Raw genomic sequence first — 23,587 nt, forward strand, 5'->3', positions numbered from 1 at the left:
GACTTTGCGCCGCGCCGCGCGGGGTGCACAATGCGCAGCTTCTGCAGGCTTAAGGGATTCGCCATGCTCCACCAAGCGTTCTGGCTCAACAGCACCGATGCAGCGCCCCTCTACGTAAACCGTTGGTATGCCGAACAGCCGCCCAAGGCGTTGCTGATGGTGGCCCACGGCATGGCCGAACACAGCGGGCGCTATGCACGCCTGGCTGAAGCGCTGGTGGCGCAAGGCTTCGAGGTGTATGCGCATGACCAGCGCGGGCATGGCAAAACCGCCGAACACGGCCTGCTCGGCCACTATGCCGACAGCAAAGGTTGGGAACTGGTGGTCAATGACCTGGCCCAGCTCAACCACCATATACGCCAAACCCACCCGCAAACGCCGATTTTCCTGCTCGGCCACAGCATGGGCAGCTACATCGGCCAGGCCTACCTGATGCAGCACAGTTGCAGCCTGCAGGGCGCGATTCTATCCGGCTCCAACTACCAGCCCGTGGCGCTGTACCGCGTCGGCCAGTTGCTGGCACGCTTCGAGCGCTGGCGGCAAGGCCCGCAGGCTTACAGCGCCCTGCTCGAATTCGCCTCATTCGGCTCATTCAATAAAGCCTTCAAGCCCAACCGTACTGCCTTCGACTGGCTGAGCCGCGACCCGCTGGAAGTCGACAAGTACGTCAACGACCCGCTGTGCGGTTTCCGCTGCAGCAACCAGCTGTGGGTCGACTTGCTCGGCGGCCTGCAACAGATCACCCCATTGCAGAACCTCGCGCAGATCGACAACAGCCTGCCGCTGCTGGTGATTGGCGGCGCCTGTGACCCAGTCAGCGACGGCCATCGTCAGCAAGACCTGGGCAATGCCCTGCAAGCCGCCGGCAACCCACATGTGCAGATAAAAATCTATCCGGACGCCCGTCACGAGTTGCTCAACGAAAGCAACCGCGACGAAGTGACCGCCTACATCATCGACTGGTTGCAACAGGCCCTCAGCCAACCGCGCCAGCGCCACCTACAGAGCCAAGAGAGTCATCCATGACCCAGAGCAGCAACACGCCCTACGACGTTCTTGAAGTCGGCCAAACCGCCAGCTACAGCAAAACCGTCAGCGAACGCGATATCCAGCTGTTTGCCGAAGTCTCCGGCGACCACAACCCGGTGCACCTGGATGCCGAATACGCTGCCACCACCATGTTCAAGGAGCGTATCGCCCATGGCATGTTCAGCGGTGCGTTGATCAGCGCCGCCGTGGCCTGCGAGCTGCCTGGCCCGGGCACCATCTACCTCGGCCAGAGCATGCGCTTTACCGCACCGGTAAAACTCGGTGACACCCTCACCGTGCGTCTGGAAATCCTGGAAAAGCTGCCGAAGTTCCGCGTGCGCGTGGCTACCCGCGTGTTCAACCAGAACGATGAGCTGGTAGTCGATGGCGAAGCGGAAATCCTCGCCCCGCGCAAAGCACAGACCGTTGAACTGACTAAGCTGCCGCCAATCACAGTCGGCTAAAAACTGCTCACGATTGTCTGCGCGTTGCTCTGCGGCAAGATCGTCAACAGCTTCTAAGCTTGATAGCCCAAGTCACCGCCGCCGACTGCGGCGGTGCACCACCCTTCTACACAATCGCGCTCGGGCAATCCGCTTCGGCGCTTCTGGAGATATTCATGTCCCTGTCCATGTACCAAGCGTCCATCCCGGTCTTTACCCGTCAGCTGAACAACCTGTCGACCATCCTCGGCATCGCTGCCGCCCACGCCGAAGAGAAGAAGATCGAGCAGAGCGTATTTCTCAACGCGCGCCTGGCACCCGATATGTTCCCGCTGAGCCGCCAGGTGCAGATCGCCTGCGACGGCGCCAAGGCAGGCGCTGCACTGCTGGCTGAAGTAGAAGCACCGAGCCATGCCGACGACGAAACCAGCTTCGCCGAACTGCAAGCGCGCATCGCCAAAACCCTGAGTTTTCTGCAAGGCCTGAGCGCTGCGCAGATCGACGGCAGCGAAACACGCACCGTAACCCTCAAGCGCCGCGACAAGGAAACCCACTTCCAGGGCCAAGCCTTCCTGCTCGATCACGTGCTGCCGAACTTCTACTTCCACCTCACCACCGCCTACGCCATCCTTCGCCACAACGGCGTGGCCATTGGTAAACGCGATTTCCTCGGCACCCGCTGAGCACCCTAGCTTGCGCCAATCCAGGGTTAACCACGGTAGTGCGCCCCCCCGGCCACAAAGAGGCTAACCGCCTCAGGGCGGCTGCGCGACTAAGCAGAATAGGGGGCTTCGCCCCTTCTTGCAGGCAATCCTGCGATTGTTATCCACAACGCTATCTTGTCAGGCAACTTAACAGTTGCATGATGCCTATTAGCCATTAAGATGCGCTCAGCAAGGAAGCTGGCGACCATCTTCTGGGTCGCCTGAAAGCGTCTTATGCCCCTTTAAAGGCCGACAAGGAGTAGACCATGGCCCGCCCATATTTGCGTAAGACCTTTCTTGCTCTGGCGATTGCCAGCCCCCAGCAGCTGCTGGCAAACACCCTCGATCTGACTGGGTCGCAGGTCACACTCTACTCCAGCGATTACCTGACCCCTCTGACTATTACCGGTCAGGCATCTGGAGAGGGATACGCGTTAGATGTGAACTCATGGCTTACTTATTTCTTTCCTAGCATCACCAACCAAGCCAATCTAAATTCCTTCGGCGAAGAAACGAAAACTTTATCCCTGAGCGGCTCAGACACCCCCAACCCCTTCTTGGGGATGGATGTAATAGCAGGCGATCTGAATAATGAAGGGCAGATCAATGCAAACGGAGACAGCTCCAGCGGGATTTTTCTCGGCAACGCGGCAGCCATATTTTTCGGCGACTTGAATAACTCAGGAAATATCACCAGCGACGGCACCAACTCCGCCGGCATTCGGCTTAGCAACCTAGCTACTATTGCCAGTGGCGATATGAACAACGTTGGAAATATTAACGTCAATGGCGCTGGATCATCCGGAATCAGTCTTGAGTCAAACAGCGTTTTGACGGGGAACCTAAATAATAGCGGGAACATTCGGGTAAATGGTACAGCAGCCAAGGGGATAGAGCTGTCTGAAACCTGGGTTCAGGAGTATCTGCAAAATAGCGGCAAGATCGAAGTCAATGGCGACTCGGGTATCGCCATCTCACTTGAAAATAGCAGTTCCGTTTTAGCGATAGACAATACGGAGACTGGATGGATAAGTGCCACAGGGGATTACAGTCGTGCAATATCGGTCACGCCGAACACCCTAATTTTTCCACCCACATCGCTAGTTAATCGTGGATTTATCCAGACCGATGGCCGCGAAAGTGTCGGCGTATACATCGATCACCCGAGAAACTTATCCACCTTGATCAACGAGGGACAAATAACCTCACGAGGTATCGGTAGCCGAGCCATCGCTCTCAACAATGACTATCCAGGAGCCCCTGCCTCAACTGAAAGTCTCTGGCTGATTAATACCGGCATACTCCAAGCCGACGGCATTGCTATCGAAACAACATCCAGCCCGACCAACTTTGAAGGCTCCGCTGCCTGGCTTCAGGTTGATATGTGGGCAGGATTGATTTCGGGTGGCGAAGCCGCCATCAAAGGCGCTGACAATATTTTGCTGAACTTCTCTGGCGGAGAAATCCGAGGTGATTTACTGGGTCTCCAGACTATATATACCTCAGGCTCGTCGCTGTTCAATGGCCAACTGATCCAGAGCCAAGACCTATGGGTATCATCACTTGAACTAGGACAGCCCCATACACGTCTTGATGGTAATTTGAATCTCGGCGACAGCAACCTTGACCTCAACCTGCATAACCAGACAAATCCAAACAGGGCGATTTTGGATGTCAGTGGCGATGCAGTGTTTGGCTTGTTCGGCCAAAGCCAAATTCGTCTGAAGCCAGCCACGGAAGACTTCCGTGGTTTGCCTCTGCGTGAATATGTGCTGATCTCAGCCAGCAGCATCGCAGATCAGGGAAGTCCTTTCGGTATCAGCCTTCAAGTCACCAGCCTGTCTGATCTGCTACAGATTGAAAGCTTCGAAGTAACCGACACCCATGTCACTGCCGTAGTTAAAAGCCTGTCGGAGACACAAGTCAGCGATTACCTGCGCAAACATGGTGCCCCGTCTTATCTGCTGCCCGCTTTTACCAGTTTCTATGGCGAGACCCTGGGCAATTTGAGCGACGCCGACCCGCTGTTTCAGAGCGTAATCAGTAGCAATGATGCTGAGTTGGTGCGCCTGGCCCAGCAGCTTGCCCCCGAGGTCAACGGCGCTACGAGCCAAGTCGTCGCCAGCCATCACAATCTGCTCGGCAACACACTGCAAAACCGTAGCGCAACCCTACGCAGAGGGCTGTCGTCCGGCGATGGGCTGAGCCAGACAGGTGTTTGGCTGCAGGTGCTGGACAGCGATGCCGATCAGGGCAGCCGCAATGGCATTCCCGGCTACGACGCCGACAGCCAGGGCATCGCCGTGGGTGCCGACGGCAAGTTGAATGCGCAAACCACCCTGGGCCTGGCGTATAGCTATCTGAGCAGCGACGTACGTAGCCAGAGCGGCAACAAGACCGATATCGACGGGCACACGCTGACCCTCTATAGCGGCTACGAACAGGATGCCTGGTTCGCCGACGCCAGCCTGAGCTACGGCTTGAGCGACAACCAGAGCAAGCGTTATATCGCTGGCACTCGCGCCAAGGGCGACTACGACAGTTCGCTGTGGGGCCTCAATCTGCTCGGCGGTTATGGCTTCGATCTGGGCCAAGGCATGCTACTTGAGCCACGTGTAGCCGCTCGTTACAGCAATGTGCAGATCGACAGCTACCGCGAAAAGGGCTCATCCGCCGCCCTCACCGTTGACACACAACGCGCCGAAATCGCCGAATTGGGTGCCGGCGTACGCCTGGCTGGGAACTTCGCAGTCGGCCAGGGCAACCTGGAACCGGAAGCCAAGCTGATGGCCTACCACGACTTCATCGCCGATCAAGCCAGCAGCACCAGCGCCTTCGTGGTCGGCGGTACGCCCTTCGTCACCCACGGCGCGAAACCTGCGCGCGACAGTTACGAAGCCAGCCTGGGTCTGACCTATCGTCTCGGCGCAGTCAACCTGGGCGTCAGCTACGACTACCTGACCAAGGCCGACTACTCCGCTGATACGGTGCAAGCCAAGGTTCGCTACGATTTCTAATATGACCTGCCCACCGCCAGGCCCGCTTATGCGGGCCTTTCTTTTCCTGCTTAGCTCAGCCGCAGTCCTGGCTGGCTGCGCCTCTCCCAGTGCTCGTTTGGAAGAGCTGGCTCGTCAGCAAAACCACCAACTGGTTACCCTGCATACAAGCCGGTTCGATTTGCTGGCTGCCCTGCCGAATGCGTCGCAGCCATCCACTCGACTTCGGGTCTATCTGGAAGGCGACGGCCGAGCCTGGATTACGTCAATCCAACCCAGCCTAGACCCAACGCCACACGATCCATTGCTTGCACGGCTGGCCATGGCAGATCCACAACCCAGCATCTACCTCGCCCGCCCCTGCCAGTACCTGGCCTCACCTGCCTGCGCGCCGCGCTATTGGACTGACGCACGCTTCTCCAGCGAAGTGCTCGACAGCCTGGAGCAAGCCCTTGACCAACTCAGACAGCACTATGAAAACCGCGACTTCGAGCTTATCGGTTACTCGGGCGGTGGCACCCTAGCCCTACTACTGGCTGCCCGGCGAAACGACATCGCCCAGGTGCAGACGCTAGCTGGCAACCTAAGCCCTCGGCGCTGGGCAGAACTGCTCGGATTGGCCCCTCTAAACGGCTCACTGGAGCCGCTGGACTTTGCTGATCGCCTACGGAAATTACCCCAGCGTCACCTAGGCGGAAACGAGGACAAAGTGATGCCATCTAACCTGCTATACGAGTACGCGGAACAATTGAATTCAGCCACCTGCCTGGAATTGCAACGCCTTGAAGGTGTTCACCACTCAGTCGGCTGGCTCGAACAATGGCAACATTGGCGTGACCAGCCTATTGCCTGTAAGAGCGCTCAGCACCAGGTAAATGAGCCAGTTGAGAACCGGCCAATTGATGGGCCCGCAGGTACGGCAACACTGCAGCCAACAGCGGCTCCTTAAACGCTTCCTGAAAGCGATGGGCCAGGCCCGGTATCAGCTTTAGCTCACTGCCCTTGATATGCGCCGCCACATGCACACCGTGCATGGCCGGTAGCAAGGGATCGGCGGTGCCGTGCACCACCAGAGTCGGCACCTGCAGGCGGTTGAGCAGTTCGACCCGACTCGGTTCAGCCAGAATCGCCAACAACTGACGCTGCACTCCTTCCGGATTAAACGCCCGGTCGTAGGCAAGTTGCGCCTGCTGCAGCAGTAGCTCACGGTCATCGCTTACCGTTGGGCTGCCCAAGGCCGCCAGCAGATCGGCCTGCTGTTCCAGCGCCACCGCGCGATTGGGGGCTTCGCGCTTGGCCAGCAACGTCAGCAGCGCGCTGCTTGGCGCCGGCAAGCCCTGAGCGCTGGAGCTGGTCATCACCAGGGTCAGGCTCTGCACCCGTTCAGGTGCAAGGTCCGCCATATGCTGGGCGATCATCCCGCCCATGCTCGCGCCAAGCACGTGAACCTCACGCACGGCCAATGCATCCAACAAGCCCAGGGCATCCTTGGCCATATCACGCAGGCCATAGGGCGCAGCCACCGACAGGCCGAGCCGGTAACGCAGCGCTTCGTAGGTCAGATTGATTGCCGGCGCCGTGCTGGCCCAAGTGCTCAGGCCGACATCGCGGTTATCGAAGCGGATTACCCGAAAGCCCTGCTGACACAGGCGCGCCACCACTTCATCCGGCCAGTGGATCAACTGCCCACCCAGGCCCATTACCAGTAGCAGCGCCGGATCACTGTCGCGGCCAATGCTCTGGTACGCCAGACGCACCTCGCCCACAGCCGCTGTATGCGTCGGCACATCTACATCACAACGCTGCGCCGCAAAAACCGGCAGGCCGCACAACAGTGCAGCGAGAAGAATCAACCCACGCATAACATCACCCAGACCCGGGACAGCAGAACGCAGCACCCCATTAAGACGCGAGTGTGGTGATGTTTGTGCGAGCGCGCTGCCACACAACCGTGACAGTTTGATGAAACCTGCCGAGCGGTTGTCTGCCGGCTGGGTTTCAGGCCAGTTCGCTGCGCAGCTGACGGGCGGCCGACACCATATTGATCAACGCCGCTTCGGTCTCCGGCCAGGCGCGGGTTTTCAGGCCGCAGTCCGGGTTGACCCACAGGCGCGCGGCGGGGATGCGCTGCGCCGCATTGCGCAGCAGCTTGAGCATCTCGGCGCTGTCCGGCACCCGTGGCGAGTGGATGTCGTAGACCCCTGGACCGATATCGTTGGGGTAATCGAAGGCCTCGAACGCCTGCAACAATTGCATGTCCGAACGCGAGGTCTCGATGGTGATCACGTCGGCATCCATGGCGGCGATGGACTCGATCACATCATTGAACTCGCTGTAGCACATATGGGTGTGGATCTGCGTCTCGTCGCGCACGCCCGATGCGCACAGGCGGAAGGCTTCGGTGGCCCAATTGAGGTACCCCTGCCACTGCGCCTGACGCAGCGGCAGACCTTCACGAAACGCCGCTTCGTCGATCTGGATGATCTTGATACCGGCTGCTTCCAGGTCCACCACCTCGTCACGAATCGCCAGAGCCAGCTGGCGCGCCTGCTGCTCGCGGGAGATATCGTCGCGCGGGAAGGACCACATCAGCATGGTCACAGGTCCCGTCAGCATGCCCTTCATCACCTTCTTGGTTAGGGTTTGCGCATAACCAATCCAGGCCACGGTCATGGCCTTGGGCCGACTCAGGTCGCCGTAGATCACTGCCGGTTTGACGCAGCGCGATCCGTAGCTCTGCACCCAGCCGAAACGGGTAAAGGCATAGCCATTGAGCTGCTCGGCGAAGTATTCGACCATGTCGTTACGCTCGGCCTCACCGTGCACCAGCACATCCAGGCCAAGGTTTTCCTGCACCTCGACGGCATGGCGAATCTCGCTGTACATGGCCTCGGTGTAGTCGGCGGCCGACAGCTTGCCGGCCTTGAATGACTGACGGGCCAGGCGGATCTCAGCGGTCTGCGGAAAGGAGCCGATGGTCGTTGTCGGGAACGCCGGCAACTGCAGGCGCGCCCGCTGCTGCTCGATACGTGCAGCGAATGGCGACTGGCGCTGGCTATCGGCGGCGGTAATGGCCGCCAAACGCACCTGCACCGCCGGCTTGTGGATACGCGGCGACTGCGCGCGGCTGGCCTGCACGGCGCGGCTTGCAGCCAGCGCGGCCTGCACCTGAGCATCCTGCGGGTTATTCAGGGCCGTGGTCAGCAGCGCGACTTCCTCGCACTTCTGCACGGCAAAGGCCAGCCAGCTTTTCAACTCGGCATCCAGCTTGTCCTCACGGCTCAGATCGACCGGGCTGTGCAGCAGCGAACAGCTTGGCGCCACCCACAGGCGCTCGCCCAAACGCTCCTGGGCCTGTTGCAGGATATCCAGAGTCTGCTGCAGATCAGTGCGCCAGACATTGCGACCGTTGACCACGCCCAGCGACAGCACCTTGTAGGCCGGCAAACGGTCGAGGATGGTCGGGAACTGCTCAGGGGCACGCACCAGGTCGATATGCAGACCATCCACCGGCAGGCTGGCGGCCAGGCCGAGGTTGTCTTCCAGGCCGGCGAAATAGGTGGCGATCAACTTCTTGCCCGGCTCGCGTTGCAGCAGGTTGTAGGCGCGTTCGAAAGCGTTCTTCCAGGCTTGCGGCAGGTCCAGCACCAGAATCGGCTCATCGATCTGCACCCACTCCACACCCTGAGCGGCCAGACGCTGAAGAATCTCGCCGTAGACCGGCAGCAGCCGCTCGAGCAAATCGAGCTTGTCGAAATCGCTGCCCTTGGCTTTGCCTAACCACAGGTAGGTCAGCGGGCCGATCAGCACCGGTTTGACCTTGTGGCCCAAGGCGCGTGCTTCTTCTACTTCATCGAACAATTGCTCCCAGCTCAGCTGGAACTGCTGATCGGCGGTGAACTCGGGGACCAGGTAGTGGTAGTTGGTATCAAACCACTTGGTCATCTCTTGCGCATAAGCAGCGCAGCAGGCGTTCTGGCTGCTCTTGTTTCCAACGGCACCACGCGCCATGCCAAACAAGGTATCCAGGGTTGGCTTGCAGTCTGCCGGGCGGAAACGCTCGGGGATTACGCCGAAGGTCAGCGAGTGGGTGAGCACCTGGTCGTACCAGGCAAAGTCGCCGACCGGTAGCAGATCGATGCCAGCGTCCTTCTGCAGCTGCCAGTGGGCGGCGCGCAGTTCACGACCCACCGCCTGTAGACCGGCCTCGTCCAGCTCGCCTTTCCAGTAAGCCTCCAGGGCTTTTTTCAGTTCGCGGTCGCGACCGATACGCGGAAAACCAAGGGAATGGGACAGGGCCATGTCAGAACGCTCCAGCAGATCAATAAGATGCTGGCTATTCTCGGCACCCTGCCTAAGTGAGACAAACTCAATCTACTCGCCTTGATCTATAGTTTTACTCATGTTCTGCTTGTCGCCAGAAAGCCGACCTGCCAAACACCGAGGCCCGCCATGCTCGAATTGCGCCACCTGAAAACCCTGCATGCCCTGCGCGAAAGCGAAAGCCTGGTGGACGCCGCCGAGCGCCTGCACCTGACGCAATCAGCGCTGTCGCACCAGTTCAAAGAGCTGGAAGAGCGCCTGGGCATGCCGCTGTTTGTGCGCAAAACCAAGCCAGTGCGCTTTACCAGTGCCGGGTTGCGCCTGCTGCAGCTGAGCGATGCGGTATTGCCGCTGCTGCGCGGCGCCGAGCGTGACCTGGCGCGCCTGGCCGGCGGCACTGCCGGCCGTCTGCATATGGCCATCGAATGCCACAGCTGCTTCCAGTGGCTGATGCCAACCATCGACCAGTTTCGCGATGCCTGGCCGGAAGTGGAGCTGGACCTGGCCTCGGGTTTCTCCTTCGCCCCGCTGCCGGCCTTGGCGCGTGGCGATCTGGATCTAGTAGTAACCAGCGATCCGCTGGAGCTGGCCGGCATCACCTATGTGCCGCTGTTTACCTACGAAGCCATGCTGGCGGTGGCCAACCAACATCCGCTGGCCAGCAAACCGTGCATCAAGCCGCAGGACCTGTCCACGGAAACCCTGATCACCTACCCGGTGGAACGCGATCGCCTGGATATCTTCACCCGTTTCCTCGAGCCGGCGGATGTCGAACCCGCCCAGGTGCGCACCTCCGAGCTGACGGTGATGATGATGCAGCTGGTGGCCAGCGGCCGTGGCGTGTGCGGCCTGCCCAACTGGGCGCTGCACGAATACAGCTCGCGCGGTTATGTGACCGCCAAACGCCTGGGCGACAAGGGGCTGTTTGCCACCCTGTATGCCGGCATCCGTACCGATATGCTCGACGCGCCCTTTATGCGCGACTTCCTGCTGACGGCCAAGGACACCTCCTTCGCCAACCTGGAGGGCGTCAGCGTGGCGCGCAGCTAAGGCGAGTGTGCTTAGCTTGAATAACCCGCCGCCTGAATATCGAGCACCGCATGCGCCGTTTGCTCACCGCTCTGCTGCTCTGTGCCGGTCTCTGCCAGCCCGCACATAGCCAGGAACAGATCCGCATCGCCATCGGCGAATGGCCGCCCTTTATCGGTGAAGCACTACCGCACTATGGCGTGGTGCCGCAGCTGATCAACGAAGCCTTCGCCACCCAGAGCGTCAGCGTGGAATACGGCTTCTTCCCGTGGAAGCGCGCCTACACCGAGGTTAAGCAGGGTCGCTGGCAAGCCTCGGCCATCTGGGGCCGTACGCCGGAGCGCGAGGCCGACTGCCTGTTTTCCGCGGTGGTCTATCGCGATGAAGTGGTGCTGTTCTACCGCCGCGACAAACCCATCAGCTGGGACGGCAGCCTGGCCGGGGCCGAGCAGCTCAATGGTCTGCGCATCGGCATTCCGCTGGGCTCGGCGAAGATGCCGATGCTGGAACAAGCCGAACAGCGTGGCTGGGTAGAGTACGAAGCCAGCGGAGATGAGCTGATCAACCTGCGCAAACTGGCCGCCGGGCGCATCGATGCAGTGGACATCGTCAAAGGCTCGGGCAGCCATGTGCTCAGCCAGCTCAGCGCCAAGGAGCGGGCGCGCCTGACCACCACGCAAACCTATGAAACCTGGGACTACCACCTGATCTTCTCCCGCCAGTTGCCCGAGAGCGAACGCCTGCAGCAACTGTTCGACCAGGGCCTGCGTGAGCTCAAGGACAGCGGCCGTTACGCGCAACTCTGGCAACAGTTCAACTCGCCCACCACCCCCTGAAACCCTATCGGATCGAGCCCCGGCAAAGCCTGTTACATCTGCCGACTTGTTCATTGTGACCAACAGTCATAGCATGACCACCGGTCACGACTTCCGATAAATGCCCATGCGCTACCAAGATCAGCTGTTCGAACAACGCGAAACTGCCCTCCTCGATGCCGCCCGTCAGCTGTTTGCCGAGCAGCCCTGGGACCGCGTAACCATTGCCGAAGTGGCGATTGCCGCCGGTATCGGCAAAGGCACGGTGTACAAGCACTTCCCCAGCAAGGAAGCACTGTATGCGCGCCTGGTACTTGATCTGAGCCGCGCCAACCTGCTGGAACTGCGTGAGCTGCATGCCGACAGCCCAGCGCAGGACGCCATGCGCCGGGTGATCCACCGCGCCTTCCAGCAGATGCTGGCCAATCCGATCCAGGCGCAGCTGTGCTTGCACTGCGACCGCCCGGAGTTTCAGGAGCGCCTGGAAACCCCATACCGCCAGCAGTTCCTCGATATGGAGCGCGAATACCAGCTGTTCTTCGGCGACATGCTCGGCGTTGCCCTGAACAACCAGGCGCTAAGTCAAAGCGACTGCCAGAACCTGTTGTGGGGCGTCGAAGCCTGCGTCAACGGGGTGATGGCGCGCATCGCCTCCGGTGGCTTTGCCCACTGGGCCGAGCCAATTGCCCTGGATGAGTATTTCGCCCGCGTCACCGATTTCATCATTGCCGGCCTGCGCACCCAGGCCGCCGACTTGCTTGCTCAACCCCATCGCCACGAGTAGCCACCATGTTCAGTCAGTTGTCCAAACGCCCCTGGTTGATCGCCGTCGCCATCAGTCTGCTGCTCGTGCTCTGGCTGATTAGCGGCTCGCTGTTCAAGACTCAGGAAGCGGCCACGGCCGATGCGCCGGCAGAGAAAAAGAGCCTGACTAAGGTTGAAGTGCAGTGGCTGGAGGCCAGCCCGATGCAGCGCCAGCATGTGGTGCAGGGGCAGATCGAAGCCTGGCGCCGAGTCGAACTACGCTCGCAGATCAGCGGCACGGTGATTCGTCTGGATCAGGACAAGGGCAACCCGGTCAAGCAAGGCCAGCTGCTGCTCAGCCTGTCCACGGACAACCGCCCGGCCCAGGTAGCCAAGGGTGAAGCCGACGTACGCCAGCGCGCCGCCGATGCCAGCGCCGCCGAAAGCCTGCGCAAACGCAACCTGGTTTCCACCAACGAGCTGATCCGCCTGCAAAGCGAGTTAGCCAAAGCCCGCGCCGAGCTCGATCTGGCGCGAATTCAGCTGGGCAACACCCAGATCAGCGCACCCTTTGCCGGGGTGTATGACCAGCGCATGGTCGAACTGGGCGATTTCGTCCAGCCGGGGCAGAGCCTGCTGACCCTGGTGGACATCAGCCAGCTCAAGGTCAGTGCGCAGATCGCCCAGCAGGAAGTCACTCAACTAACCCTGGGCCAGAGCGTGCGCGTCGAGTTGCTCGATGGCCGCGAACTGCAAGGCGAGCTGCACTTTATCGCCGCCGCCGCTGACCCCGGCTCACGCAGCTTCCGTATCGAAGTCAAGGTTGCCAACCCACAGGCCCTGCGCCTGGCGGGCGCCAGCGCGACCCTACATGTACAGACCGGCGAAGCCCTGGCCCATCGCCTGTCGCCTGCCCTGCTGAGCCTGGATAAAGCCGGCCGGCATGGCGTCAAGTGGGTCAACGAGCAGCAGCAGGTGGAGTTCACACCGGTGCAGCTGATCAGCGTCGACAACCAGGGCGCCTGGGTCAGCGGCCTGCCAAACAAAGTGGCCTTGATTACTCTCGGCCAGGGCTTTGTCGAACCGGGCCAGCAGGTCATCAGCCAGCTGGCCAAAGGGGGTAGCTGATATGCATGGCCTGATCGCTGCGGCGCTGGATCGCAGCCGCACCAGCCTGTTGTTGCTGCTGTTTCTTATGCTCGGCGGCCTGGCGGCGTATTTCGCCATCCCCAAGGAAGCCAACCCGGATGTCAGCATCCCGATCATCTATGTCTCGGTAACCCTCGAAGGTATCAGCCCGGAAGACGCCGAACGCCTGCTGGTAAGGCCCCTGGAGCAGGAGCTGCGCAGCCTCGAAGGGGTCAAGGAAATGCGCTCCATGGCCAGCGAAGGCCATGCCTCGGTAACCATGGAGTTCGATGCCGGCTTCAACGCCAAACTGGCCCTAGCCGATGTGCGTGAAAAGGTCGACACCGCCCGCAGCAAACTGCCGGAAGAAGCCGAGGAACCCACGGTCAATGAAGTCAACGTGGCGCTGTTTCCGGTGCTGTCGATTGGCCTGTCCGGGCCGATTGCCGAAACCGAACTGGTGTATATCGCCCGTCGCTTGAAGGAAAACGTCGAAGGCATCGCCGAGGTGCTCTCGGTGGAAATCGGCGGCGACCGCGAAGACCTGCTGGAAATCGTCGTCGACCCGCAGGTGCTCGACAGCTACGGCATCGATTACAACGAGCTGTTCAACCTGGTCAGCCGCAACAACCGCCTGGTCGCCGCCGGCAGCCTGGACACCGGCGCCGGGCGCATGAGCATGAAAGTGCCCGGGGTAATCGAAGACCTCGAAGACGTGCTAACCATGCCGATCAAGGTGGTCGGCAACAGCGTGGTGACCTTCGGCGACGTCGCCACTATCCACCGCACCTTCAAGGACCCCACCGGCTACGCGCGGATCAATGGTCAACCGGCGGTAGTGCTGGAGGTGTCCAAGCGTAGCGGCGCGAACATCATTGACACCATCGAGCAGGTCAAGGCGTTGATGATCAAGGCCCAGCCGCTGCTGCCCGAAGGCCTCAAGGTCAGCTACATCATGGATCAGTCGCAGCAGGTGCAGAGCATGCTCAGCGACCTGCTCAACAACGTGATGACCGCCATCGTGCTGGTGCTGATTCTGGTGGTGGCAAGCATGGGCATGCGCTCGGCGCTATTAGTTGGACTGACCATTCCAGGGGCCTTTCTCACCGGCATCCTGCTGATCTGGATGCTCGGTTTTACCCTGAATATCGTCGTGCTGTTCAGCCTGATTCTGGTGGCCGGCATGCTGGTGGACGGCGCCATCGTGGTGTCTGAGCTGGCCGACCGCTACCTGCACCAGGGGCAGACGCCGCGCCAGGCCTGGGCCAATGCCGCCACACGAATGGCCTGGCCGGTGATCGCCTCCACCGCTACCACCCTGGTGGTGTTTCTGCCGCTGCTGTTCTGGCCGGGGGTGGTCGGGCAATTTATGAAATACCTGCCGGCCACGGTGATCGTCTGCCTGCTCGCCTCCCTGGCCATGGCTCTGGTGTTTCTGCCGGTGCTCGGCGCCGTCACCGGTGGCCAACCGTTGCCGCAAGCCACCCAACCAGGCCGTGGCGCCGTCGGTTATCGCCGCCTGCTCGCTACGTTGCTGAAGCGCCCCGGTCTGACTCTGCTGGGCATCCTCGCGGTGATTGCGCTGATCTACACCGCCTATGGCCGCTTCAACCATGGTGTGGAGTTCTTCCCCGAAGTCGAGCCGGAAAACGCGCAGATCTGGCTGCGCGCCCGTGGCGACCTGTCGGTGCAGGAAAAAGACGCTCTGCTGCAGCAAGTGGAGAAACGCCTGCTCGGCATGAGCGAGGTCAAGGCGCTGTACGCCCGCTCCCTGGCGCAACCGGATGGCCAGCTTGGTGCGGATGTGATCGGCACCCTGCAGTTCCAGTTCGTCGAATGGCACGAACGGCGCTCGGCCGGCAAGATTCTTGAGGACATGAGCAGCCGTACTGCGGATATCCCTGGCATCGTCCTGGAATTCCGCAAACAGGAGGAAGGCCCGAGCAGCGGCAAGCCGGTGAAACTGCAGGTCAGCTCGCTGGACCCGGCCAAGGCCGATCAGCTGATCGAACAGGTGCGCGCCAATATGCAGCGCCTAGGCGGTTTCAAGGACATCGAGGATGATCGCGCCCTGCCGGGTATCGAGTGGCGGGTCAAGGTCGACCGCGAGGCGGCGGCGCGTTTCGGCGCAGACGTGCTGAGCGTGGGCAATGCCGTGCAGATGGTCACCAACGGCCTGAAACTGGCCACCTACCGCCCGGAAGACGCCACCGACGAAGTGGACATCCGCGTGCGCCTGCCAGCTAATTGGCGCTCCCTCGACCAGCTCGGCCGGCTGACCCTGAACACCCCGGCCGGGCAGATCCCGCTGAGCAACTTCGTCTCGCTGCAACAGGCGCCGAAGGTCGGCACCCTGCGCCGGGTCGACGGCAACCGCACCATCACCCTGCAGGCTGACATAGCCGAAGGGGCGCGCCTGGACGAACGCCTGCAAGCCCTGCGTGAAGCCATGGGCGAGGTGTCCAGCGATGTACAGGTGAAGTTCGCCGGCGAGGATGCCGACCAGCGCGAAGCGGCGACCTTCCTCGGCACCGCCTTTGCGGTGGCAATCTTCCTGATGTTTATCATCCTGGTGACCCAGTTCAACAGCATCTATCAGTCGCTGCTGGTGCTCTCGGCCATCGTGCTGTCCACCGCGGGAGTGCTGATGGGCCTGCTGGTCAACGGCCAGTCGTTCGGCATCGTGATGGTCGGCATGGGCCTGATCGCCCTGGCGGGCATCGTGGTGAACAACAACATCATCCTGATCGACACCTACAACCAGCTGCGCCGCCAGGGTTTGGAACCGCGTGAAGCGGCGCTGGAGACCGGCAGTCTGCGTCTGCGCCCGGTACTGCTGACTGCCGTGACCACGGTGCTCGGCCTGGTGCCGATGGTGATCGGGGTTAACGTCGACCTGCTCACCCCAAGCCTGGGTTTTGGCGCGCCGTCGACCCAGTGGTGGACCCAGCTGTCCAGCGCCATCGCTGGCGGCCTGAGCTTCGCCACCGTACTGACCCTGTTGCTGACGCCTTGCCTGCTGGTACTCGGCTCGCGCTTCGAACGCCGCCCGCCACCACTGGAGACCTTCGACGACGACCTGCTCGACTTGCCGGAACACCTGCTGGCTAGCGCCACCGGCAAGACCGAGCTGCAACGCACGCCATAACCCGTACGCTCAGGTCAGCAATGGCCTGGGCGCACGCCCTCCACCAACGAAAGCCTGGACTACCGGTTACGACTGGGTAGTCGGCGCAACAGCCCGTACACTCGGCGCACCATTGCCGAGGGCCGACCATGCGCACGCTTTATCAGTTTCCGATTTCCCACTATTGCGAAAAAACCCGCTGGCACCTGGATCACAAGGGCCTCGACTTTCAGGTCGACAACCTCTTTCCCGGCCTGCATCGGCTAAAGAGCAAGCGCCTGGCGGACATCGTCACCCTGCCGATCCTCAAGGATGGCGAGCAGGTAATCGGCGACTCCACGCAAATCGCCCTCTACCTGGAACAGCGCTATCCGGACAAGCCGCTACTTCCCGCCGATGCCGCGCAACGCGCCGAGGTACTGGAGCTGGAAGAGCAGTTCGACCGCCTGGGCGTGCACGTACGCCGCTGGCTGTATGGCCAGATCAAGCAGTGGGACTCGGTGATGCACGCCATGCTCAAGGTCTACCGGCCGCTGCTGGGCCTGCGCGACCTGATGAAACCGGTGCTGATCAACGGTGTGCAGCGCCTGTATGGGGTAACTCCGCCACGCGTGGCGAAATCCCAGGCCGAACTGCTTGAAGGCCTGGCGCTGATCGAATCGCGCATCCACGGCGATCCATCACGCTATCTGGTGGGTGAACAACTGACTCTGGCCGATATCAGCGCCGCCGCGCTGTTCGCCCCGCTATTCACGCCAGCCGGTACACCATGGGAAGGCATTGCCGGGCATGACGCCAAGACCCAGGCCTTTCTCGATGAGCTGCACGCCCACCCGGCCGGCCAGTGGGTCCTGCGCCGCTATGCCGAAGACCGTCAGCGCCGCAACTGATTGACCCGATTAAAGGATGAGCCCATGAACATCAGCGATATTCCCTTTGGCATCACCGACTGGAGCCAGGTCGAGCGTAGCGAACATGCTGGCGAAACCGGCATGGCCTATTGGCGCACCCAGGTTTTCGGCAGCATCCGCGTGCGCATGGTCGAGTACAGCGCCGGCTACCTGGCCGATCACTGGTGCCAGAAGGGCCATATTCTGCTGTGCCTGGAAGGCGAACTGCACACCGAACTGGAGGATGGCCGGCGTTTTGTGATGACTGCGGGCATGAGCTATCAGGTCGCCGACCAGGCCGAGGCGCACCGCTCATCCACCGCCAGCGGGGCGCGGCTGTTTATCGTCGACTGAAGGCTTTATCAGGCCTGATCAGTTGCGCTCGGAACTCAGCAGCATCAACAGCGACACCGGCTGCTCGCTCTCCGGGTGCAACGGCTCCTGCAGCCATTGCAGGCGCCAGCCAGTGTCGCTGAACAGGCCCAACCAGGACTCCAGCGTGCGAAAAAACCAGGGCATCGGCTGAGCAAAGCCTTCGCCGAAGCCGGCAAAGGTTTCCACCCGCCAGCCGTCGCGATAGCTCGCATCGTTGCAGGCGCGCCAAGGGTGCAGGGTCTGGATCAGCAGCCGGCCATCGTCTGACAACAAGCCATGCAGGGCATTCAAGGTCGGCGCCAGCGGCTCTTCCAGCAGGGCAAAGTTACACACCAGCGTATCGAAACGCCCCAACTGCGCGGCCTGGCTTTCCAGCTCGGCATAACCGCATACGCGGTACTGCGAAGTGCCTGTCGCCGCCTGCTGTGCCACAGCAATCAGCGGCGCGGAGGCATCCACACCGACCGCCTCAATGCCATGTTCGACCAGCCCACGGCACAACCAGCCCTCGCCACAGCCCAGATCAAGCACGCGTTTGGGCGCCAGAGCCAAAATCGCCTGAACGATGGCTGCATCCGTCACCAGTCGGCGGCTTTCGATGCGCTGCTCGCGCACGGCCGCCGTCCAGGCATCGGCATTAGCCTGCCAACTGAGGTTGAGTTGCTCCCGATGGTCGCGTTGCATAGCTCACTCGTCGCCTGTTCCGTCACGGCAAAATTCTAGCAATCTGCAGTTGCACGCAGCGCCAGGGGCAATCCTGCGCCAGTTGCAGCGCATATGTGTTGCCGCTGATCACTTAATCCAGGTGCCGACGCATAAAAAACAGTGAAAAAACCTCTGTCTGCCAAGCCCATCCCGGCCTTCCCGGTGCGCCAGCGGCTAAACTGCAGTCAGTGGCCAGCTGAGAGGAACTCAGTGTTCAAGCCCGCTGATGTTATTCAGCAACCTGTCAAACCTATGGATGAGTACATCAGGCTAAATGAATATGGGCGCACCTTGGCAACTCGACATCACCACCCTGCCAGCCGGCGAGCAACCCAAACGGCGCAAGCGCACCAGTAAGCTGAAGGTCACTTTCTGGCTGTTCGTTCTGCTGCTGGGCATCGCTGTCGGTTTTTTGCTTGTCGAGGAGGTGCGCACCTCGCGCTTTCAAGCCCAGGAGCTCAGCCGCTACGCACAAACCCTCAGTTATCGGGTCAAGCCGGGCCCCAGCCCGTCGATCATCTACCCCAAGGAAGGCCCTTTCGATAAGCGCCAGGGCTACACCTACCTGCCCTTGATGCTGGAGCGGCTCAACCAGCGCAATTTTGTTGTGCAGCAACAGGCGCAGTTTTCCCCCGCTCTGCTCGACTATGCCCAGCGCGGCCTGTTTGTACCCTACCCGGAGAAGATCCAGAGCGGCCTGCGCATCAGTGACTGCAGCGGCACGCCCTTCTATGAATTCCGCTACCCGCAGCAGCGCTACCCGAGCTTCAACGCCATCCCGCCGCTGGTAGCCGGCAGTCTGCTGTTTATCGAAAACCGCAAACTGCTCGACCCCGAGCAGCCGCTGGCCAACCCGGCGGTGGACTGGCCACGCTTCGTCATGGCGGCCATCTCCCAGGTCGGCAAGCTGCTGGATATGCAGGACCAATCGGCCGGCGGCAGCACCCTGGCCACCCAGCTGGAGAAGTACCGCCACTCCCCGGATGGCCTGACCTTGTCGGCCACGGAGAAACTGCGGCAGATGCTTTCCGCCAGCGTGCGCGCCTACCAGAGCGGCCCGCAGACACTGGCCGCACGGGAAAATATCGTGCGCGACTACCTCAACAGCGTGCCGCTCTCCGCTGCCCCCGGGCATGGAGAAGTACATGGCTTGGCCGATGGCCTGCGCATCTGGTTTGGCGCGGACTTCGCCCAGGTCAATCTGCTGCTCGACCCCGCACGTTCACCGGATGCCAGTCTGGCCGAGCGCGGTCTGGCCCTGCGCCAGGTGCTGGCCCTGATGATTGCCCAGCGCCGCCCGTCCTATTACCTGGCTCAGGGCCGTAATGACCTGGCCGAACTGACCGATAGCCATATCCGCCTGCTGGCTGGCGGCGGCCTGATTGACGCACCACTGCGTGATGCAGCGCTGAACCAACCACTGGTCTACCGCGACTGGGCCCTGGAGCCCAACCTGCAGGTGGTGGACGGCAACAAGGGCATCAGCGTTTCGCGGGCACGCCTGTCAGCCATGCTCAACATGCCACTGTATGACCTGGATCGCCTCGACCTGAGCGCCACCAGCACGCTGAACAACGAGCTGCAGCAAGCCGCCAGCCACTACCTGCAGCAATTGGCCGACCCGGAGTTTGCCGGGCAGATCGGGCTGTTTGGCGAGCGCCTGCTGTCGCCGGAAAAGACCGCCGACGTGCGCTACAGCTTCACCCTGTTCGAACGCACCAGTAACGGCAGCGTGGTGCGGGTACAGACCGACAGCACCGACCAGCCGTTCGATATCAACGAAGGCAGCAAGCTGGAACTGGGCTCCACCGCCAAACTCCGGGTGCTGGCCACCTACCTGGAAATCATCGCCGAGCTGCACCAGCGCCATGCCGGCCAAAGCGCCAGCGAATTGCGCGCAGTCAACGCTCAGGACAACCTCACCCGCTGGGCCATCGGCTATCTGCAGAGCACCCCCAACGCCAGCCTACCGGCCATGCTTGATGCCGCGCTGGAGCGCAAATACTCCGCCAGCCCGGGCGAGCGTTTCTTCACTGGCGGCGGCATTCACACCTTCGCCAACTTCCGCCGCGAAGATAACCAGCGCATCGCCAGCATGCGCGAAGCCCTGCGCGAGTCGCTCAACCTGCCATTTATCCGCCTGATGCGCGACCTGGTGCGCTACAGCACCTACCAGGGCCCGAACAACAGCGCCGAACTGCTCAAGGACGACAAGGACCCGCGCCGCCAAGCCTACCTGCAAGACTTCGCCGACCGCGAAGGCACCACCTTCCTGCTGCGTTTCTGGCGTAAATACCAGGGCCAGCCCGAGCAACAGCGCCTGGACACCTTCCTCAACGGCCTGCGCCACACCTCGGTACGCCTTGCCGCCGTGCACCGCTACCTGATGCCGCATGCAGACGAAGCCAGCTTCGCCGCCTTCCTGCGCAAGTACCTGCCCCAGGAAAAACTCAGCGATAAGCGCATTGCCGAGCTGTATAAAAACTATGGCCCCGGCGCTTACAGCCTACCGGACCAGGGCTATATCGCCCGCGTCCACCCGCTTGAACTGTGGCTCCTGGGCTACCTGATCGAACAACCGCAAGCCACCTTCAGCAATGCCGTGACCGCCAGCCAGGATGAGCGCCAGGAAGTTTACGGCTGGCTGTTCCGCAGTCGCCACAAGAGCGCGCGCGACAGCCGCATCCGCATCATGCTGGAGGTAGAGGCCTTCCTCGATATTCACCGGCGCTGGCAAAACCTCGGCTACCCCTTCGCCCATCTGGTGCCGTCACTGGCCACCGCCATCGGCAGCTCTGGTGATCGCCCAGCGGCGTTGGCCGAACTGGTCGGGATTATCCAGAACGACGGGATTCGCCAGCCCACCGCACGCATCGACAGCCTGCATTTCGCCGCCGATACGCCCTACGACACCCTGGCGGTACGCGACCATGCCGAAGGCAAGCGAGTGATGGTCTCGGAAGTCGCGGCGGCGCTGCGCAGCGCCCTCGCCGATGTGGTGGAAGCCGGCACCGCGCGGCGTCTACTCGGCAGTTTTACCCAAGCTGATGGCCAGCCCCTCAAGGTCGGCGGTAAAACCGGCACAGGCGATAACCGCATTGAAACCGTCGGCGCAGGAGGCCGGGTGCTCAGTTCACGGGCGATGAATCGCACCGCAACCTTTGTGTTCTACCTCGGCCCACGCCACTACGGCACCCTCACCGCCTTTGTCCCTGGCCGCGCGGCAGAAAGCTTCCGCTTCACCTCAGCGCTGCCGGTGCAGGTGCTTAAAGGCATGGCCCCGATTCTGCTGCCCTACCTTCAACCGGACACCCACAGCCAGTGCTTGCCACCTATGCCGGCGGCTCAGGCCAGAACCTTGTAGACCCTGAGCAAAAAACTACCCGCAACAAAAACGGGAGACCGATGGCCTCCCGTTTTTATTGAACCTTGCCGCAATTATTTAGCCTTGTAGATGATCCCAGGGCTGCATTGCACCATCTGATAATGGTTAGGCAGACCGTTGAGCGCTTCAGAAGCCCCCAGGAACAGATAACCGCCCGGCTTCAACATGGCATGAATGCGCGTGAGGATGTCCTTCTTCACCTCGGCCGAGAAGTAGATCAGCACGTTACGGCAGAACACCACATCGAACTTGCCCAGGCTGGCGTAACTATCCAGCAGGTTCAGCGGACGGAACTCAATGCGGCTGCGAATGGCCGGCTTGACCACCCAGCGCCCCGGCCCCTTGGGGTCGAAATAACGCTGCAGGCGCTCCTGGGAAAGCCCACGGCCCATCGCCAAACTGTCGTATTCACCGGATTTACAGTTGATCAACATGGTCGGCGAAAGGTCGGTGGCAACAATCTGCAAGCCGCCTTTGAGCTGACCGATATTGGTCTTCTCGAACTCGTCGATGGTCATCGACAGTGAATAAGGTTCCTGCCCCGAGGAACAAGCAGCCGACCAAATGCGCAGGCGCTGACCAGGGCTGGCCTTGATCATCTCCGGCAGCACGCGGTTCTTCAGCACCTCGAACGGATAGGTGTCGCGAAACCACAGGGTTTCGTTGGTGGTCATGGCATCGACCACTTGCTCGCGCAAACCACTACGCGGCTGGGTCTGCATGCGCTGCACCAGCTCACCCAGGGTCTTGATGCTGTTCTGCTCCATCAACTTGTTGAGCCGACTGGAAACCAGATACTGCTTGTTGGTGCCAAGCAGGATGCCGCAGGCTTTTTCCAGGAAAGTCCGGAACTGCTCGAAATCCAAATTACCTGTAGACACTCGCGAGGCCTCGACGAACATATGATTCACTAAGGGCCAGGCCCTTAGTCCCCTGCCGCAATGTTGATACGGTCAGCTACCCGTGCCGCCAGGTCATCCGGGCGAAACTTGGCGAGAAAATCATCCGCGCCCACCTTCTTCACCATGGCCTGGTTGAACACACCCGATAACGAAGTATGCAGGATGATGTGCAGCTTTTGCATGCGCGGATCGGCGCGGATCTCTGCGGTCAGCGTATAGCCATCCATTTCCGGCATCTCGATGTCGGAAATCAACATCAAAAATTCATCTGCGGGATTTTTGCCCTCTTCCACCATCGCCTTCAGATAATCCAACGCCTGACGCCCGTCATTCAACGCCACTACCTCTACGCCGACAGTCTCCAGGCAGCGGGTTACCTGCTTACGCGCCACCGAGGAGTCGTCGCAGGTCAGCACGCGCATACTCACCGCACGCGCCTGGGTCTCGGCACTAAGAACGCCTTCGGAAATAACTTCGGATGTCGGTGCCACCTCGGCGAGAATCTTTTCGACGTCGATGATCTCGACCATCTTGTCGTCCAGATGCGTCACCGCCGTCAGGTAGTGATCGCGCCCGGTGCCCTTGGGTGGCGGATGAATCGACTCCCAGTTCATGTTGACGATGCGCTCGACCGAGTGCACCAGAAAGCCCTGAACCTTGGTGTTGTATTCGGTGATGATGACAAAGCTGTTGTCGATATTGGCCAGCGGCGCGCTGCCGGTAGCCATGGACAAATCAAGAATCGGGATAGTGCCGCCCCTGATATTGGCGACACCGCGAACGACCGGACTGGATTTCGGCATGATGGTGAGCTTCGGGCATTGCAGCACCTCTTTCACCTTGAACACGTTGATTCCATACAGCTGATTGCTGTTCAAACGAAACAGCAACAGCTCCAAACGATTCTGTCCAACCAACTGAGTTCGCTGGTTAACCGAATCCATCACACCGGCCATACCCAAACTCCTTATTTGAGTAACAGATTGCTGTCA

General features: G+C 61.0%; 17 protein-coding genes. 12 read left to right on the forward strand and 5 right to left on the reverse strand.

Going from position 1 to position 23,587, the window contains the following annotated elements; all coding sequences use genetic code 11:
* The first annotated feature begins 63 nt into the window (after positions 1-63).
* From ACQ4LH_RS09015 to ACQ4LH_RS09030, 4 genes are all read left to right on the forward strand, one after another.
* Positions 64-1,026, forward strand: a complete 963-nt coding sequence (locus ACQ4LH_RS09015; RefSeq protein ID WP_430696857.1) for a lysophospholipase — start codon at positions 64-66, stop codon at positions 1,024-1,026.
* Positions 1,023-1,493, forward strand: a complete 471-nt coding sequence (locus ACQ4LH_RS09020; protein WP_430696858.1) for a MaoC family dehydratase — start codon at positions 1,023-1,025, stop codon at positions 1,491-1,493. The genes ACQ4LH_RS09015 and ACQ4LH_RS09020 overlap by 4 nt, the downstream gene beginning before the upstream one ends.
* 155 nt (positions 1,494-1,648) lie before the next feature.
* A complete protein-coding gene (locus ACQ4LH_RS09025; RefSeq protein WP_430696859.1) occupies positions 1,649-2,155 on the forward strand; it encodes a DUF1993 domain-containing protein in 507 nt (168 codons plus the stop codon).
* 287 nt (positions 2,156-2,442) lie between these two features.
* Positions 2,443-5,193: an autotransporter outer membrane beta-barrel domain-containing protein gene (locus ACQ4LH_RS09030; RefSeq protein ID WP_430696860.1), complete on the forward strand. Its 2,751-nt coding sequence runs from the start codon at positions 2,443-2,445 to the stop codon at positions 5,191-5,193.
* Between the two features lie 821 nt (positions 5,194-6,014).
* Here the strand turns inward: ACQ4LH_RS09030 and ACQ4LH_RS09035 are convergent.
* Positions 6,015-7,034, reverse strand: a complete 1,020-nt coding sequence (locus ACQ4LH_RS09035) for an alpha/beta fold hydrolase (protein WP_430696862.1) — start codon at positions 7,032-7,034, stop codon at positions 6,015-6,017.
* A 136-nt stretch (positions 7,035-7,170) separates the two neighbouring features.
* On the reverse strand, positions 7,171-9,474 hold the full coding sequence (gene metE, locus ACQ4LH_RS09040) for a 5-methyltetrahydropteroyltriglutamate--homocysteine S-methyltransferase (RefSeq protein ID WP_430696863.1): 2,304 nt from the start codon (positions 9,472-9,474) through the stop codon (positions 7,171-7,173).
* 150 nt (positions 9,475-9,624) lie between these two features.
* Between metE and metR the strand changes: the two genes are divergently transcribed.
* The 7 genes from metR to ACQ4LH_RS09075 all read left to right on the forward strand — a co-directional run bounded on the left by metR (position 9,625) and on the right by ACQ4LH_RS09075 (position 17,582).
* A complete protein-coding gene (gene metR / locus ACQ4LH_RS09045) occupies positions 9,625-10,545 on the forward strand; it encodes a transcriptional regulator MetR (protein WP_430696864.1) in 921 nt (306 codons plus the stop codon).
* Positions 10,546-10,595: 50 nt separating this feature from the next.
* The gene (locus ACQ4LH_RS09050; RefSeq protein WP_430696865.1) at positions 10,596-11,360 is read left to right on the forward strand and encodes a substrate-binding periplasmic protein; all 765 of its coding nucleotides are present in this window, start codon (positions 10,596-10,598) and stop codon (positions 11,358-11,360) included.
* A 106-nt stretch (positions 11,361-11,466) separates the two neighbouring features.
* Complete coding sequence (locus ACQ4LH_RS09055) at positions 11,467-12,123, forward strand: TetR/AcrR family transcriptional regulator (RefSeq protein ID WP_430696866.1); 657 nt, start codon at positions 11,467-11,469, stop codon at positions 12,121-12,123.
* Positions 12,124-12,128: 5 nt separating this feature from the next.
* Positions 12,129-13,211, forward strand: coding sequence for an efflux RND transporter periplasmic adaptor subunit (locus ACQ4LH_RS09060; RefSeq protein ID WP_430696867.1), 1,083 nt, complete (start codon positions 12,129-12,131; stop codon positions 13,209-13,211).
* 1 nt (position 13,212) lies between these two features.
* On the forward strand, positions 13,213-16,359 hold the full coding sequence (locus tag ACQ4LH_RS09065) for an efflux RND transporter permease subunit (RefSeq protein ID WP_430696868.1): 3,147 nt from the start codon (positions 13,213-13,215) through the stop codon (positions 16,357-16,359).
* Positions 16,360-16,487: 128 nt separating this feature from the next.
* On the forward strand, positions 16,488-17,228 hold the full coding sequence (locus tag ACQ4LH_RS09070; protein ID WP_430696869.1) for a glutathione S-transferase family protein: 741 nt from the start codon (positions 16,488-16,490) through the stop codon (positions 17,226-17,228).
* A 24-nt stretch (positions 17,229-17,252) separates the two neighbouring features.
* Positions 17,253-17,582 (forward strand): DHCW motif cupin fold protein, encoded by a 330-nt coding sequence (locus ACQ4LH_RS09075; RefSeq protein ID WP_430696870.1) that lies wholly within the window; start codon positions 17,253-17,255, stop codon positions 17,580-17,582.
* An 18-nt stretch (positions 17,583-17,600) separates the two neighbouring features.
* Here the strand turns inward: ACQ4LH_RS09075 and ACQ4LH_RS09080 are convergent, their stop codons facing one another.
* On the reverse strand, positions 17,601-18,287 hold the full coding sequence (locus ACQ4LH_RS09080) for a class I SAM-dependent methyltransferase (RefSeq protein ID WP_430696871.1): 687 nt from the start codon (positions 18,285-18,287) through the stop codon (positions 17,601-17,603).
* 301 nt (positions 18,288-18,588) lie between these two features.
* On the opposite strand from ACQ4LH_RS09080, the gene ACQ4LH_RS09085 reads away from it, so the two are divergent.
* Positions 18,589-21,672, forward strand: a complete 3,084-nt coding sequence (locus ACQ4LH_RS09085; RefSeq protein ID WP_430697031.1) for a transglycosylase domain-containing protein — start codon at positions 18,589-18,591, stop codon at positions 21,670-21,672.
* Between the two features lie 74 nt (positions 21,673-21,746).
* On the opposite strand, the gene cheR is transcribed toward ACQ4LH_RS09085, so the two are convergent.
* Complete coding sequence (gene cheR / locus ACQ4LH_RS09090) at positions 21,747-22,574, reverse strand: protein-glutamate O-methyltransferase CheR (RefSeq protein WP_167354419.1); 828 nt, start codon at positions 22,572-22,574, stop codon at positions 21,747-21,749.
* Positions 22,575-22,618: 44 nt separating this feature from the next.
* Positions 22,619-23,551, reverse strand: coding sequence for a chemotaxis protein CheV (locus ACQ4LH_RS09095; protein WP_430696872.1), 933 nt, complete (start codon positions 23,549-23,551; stop codon positions 22,619-22,621).
* Between the last annotated feature and the right edge of the window lie 36 nt (positions 23,552-23,587).

This window comes from Pseudomonas peli, assembly GCF_050563605.1.
Classification (GTDB): domain Bacteria; phylum Pseudomonadota; class Gammaproteobacteria; order Pseudomonadales; family Pseudomonadaceae; genus Aquipseudomonas; species Aquipseudomonas peli_A.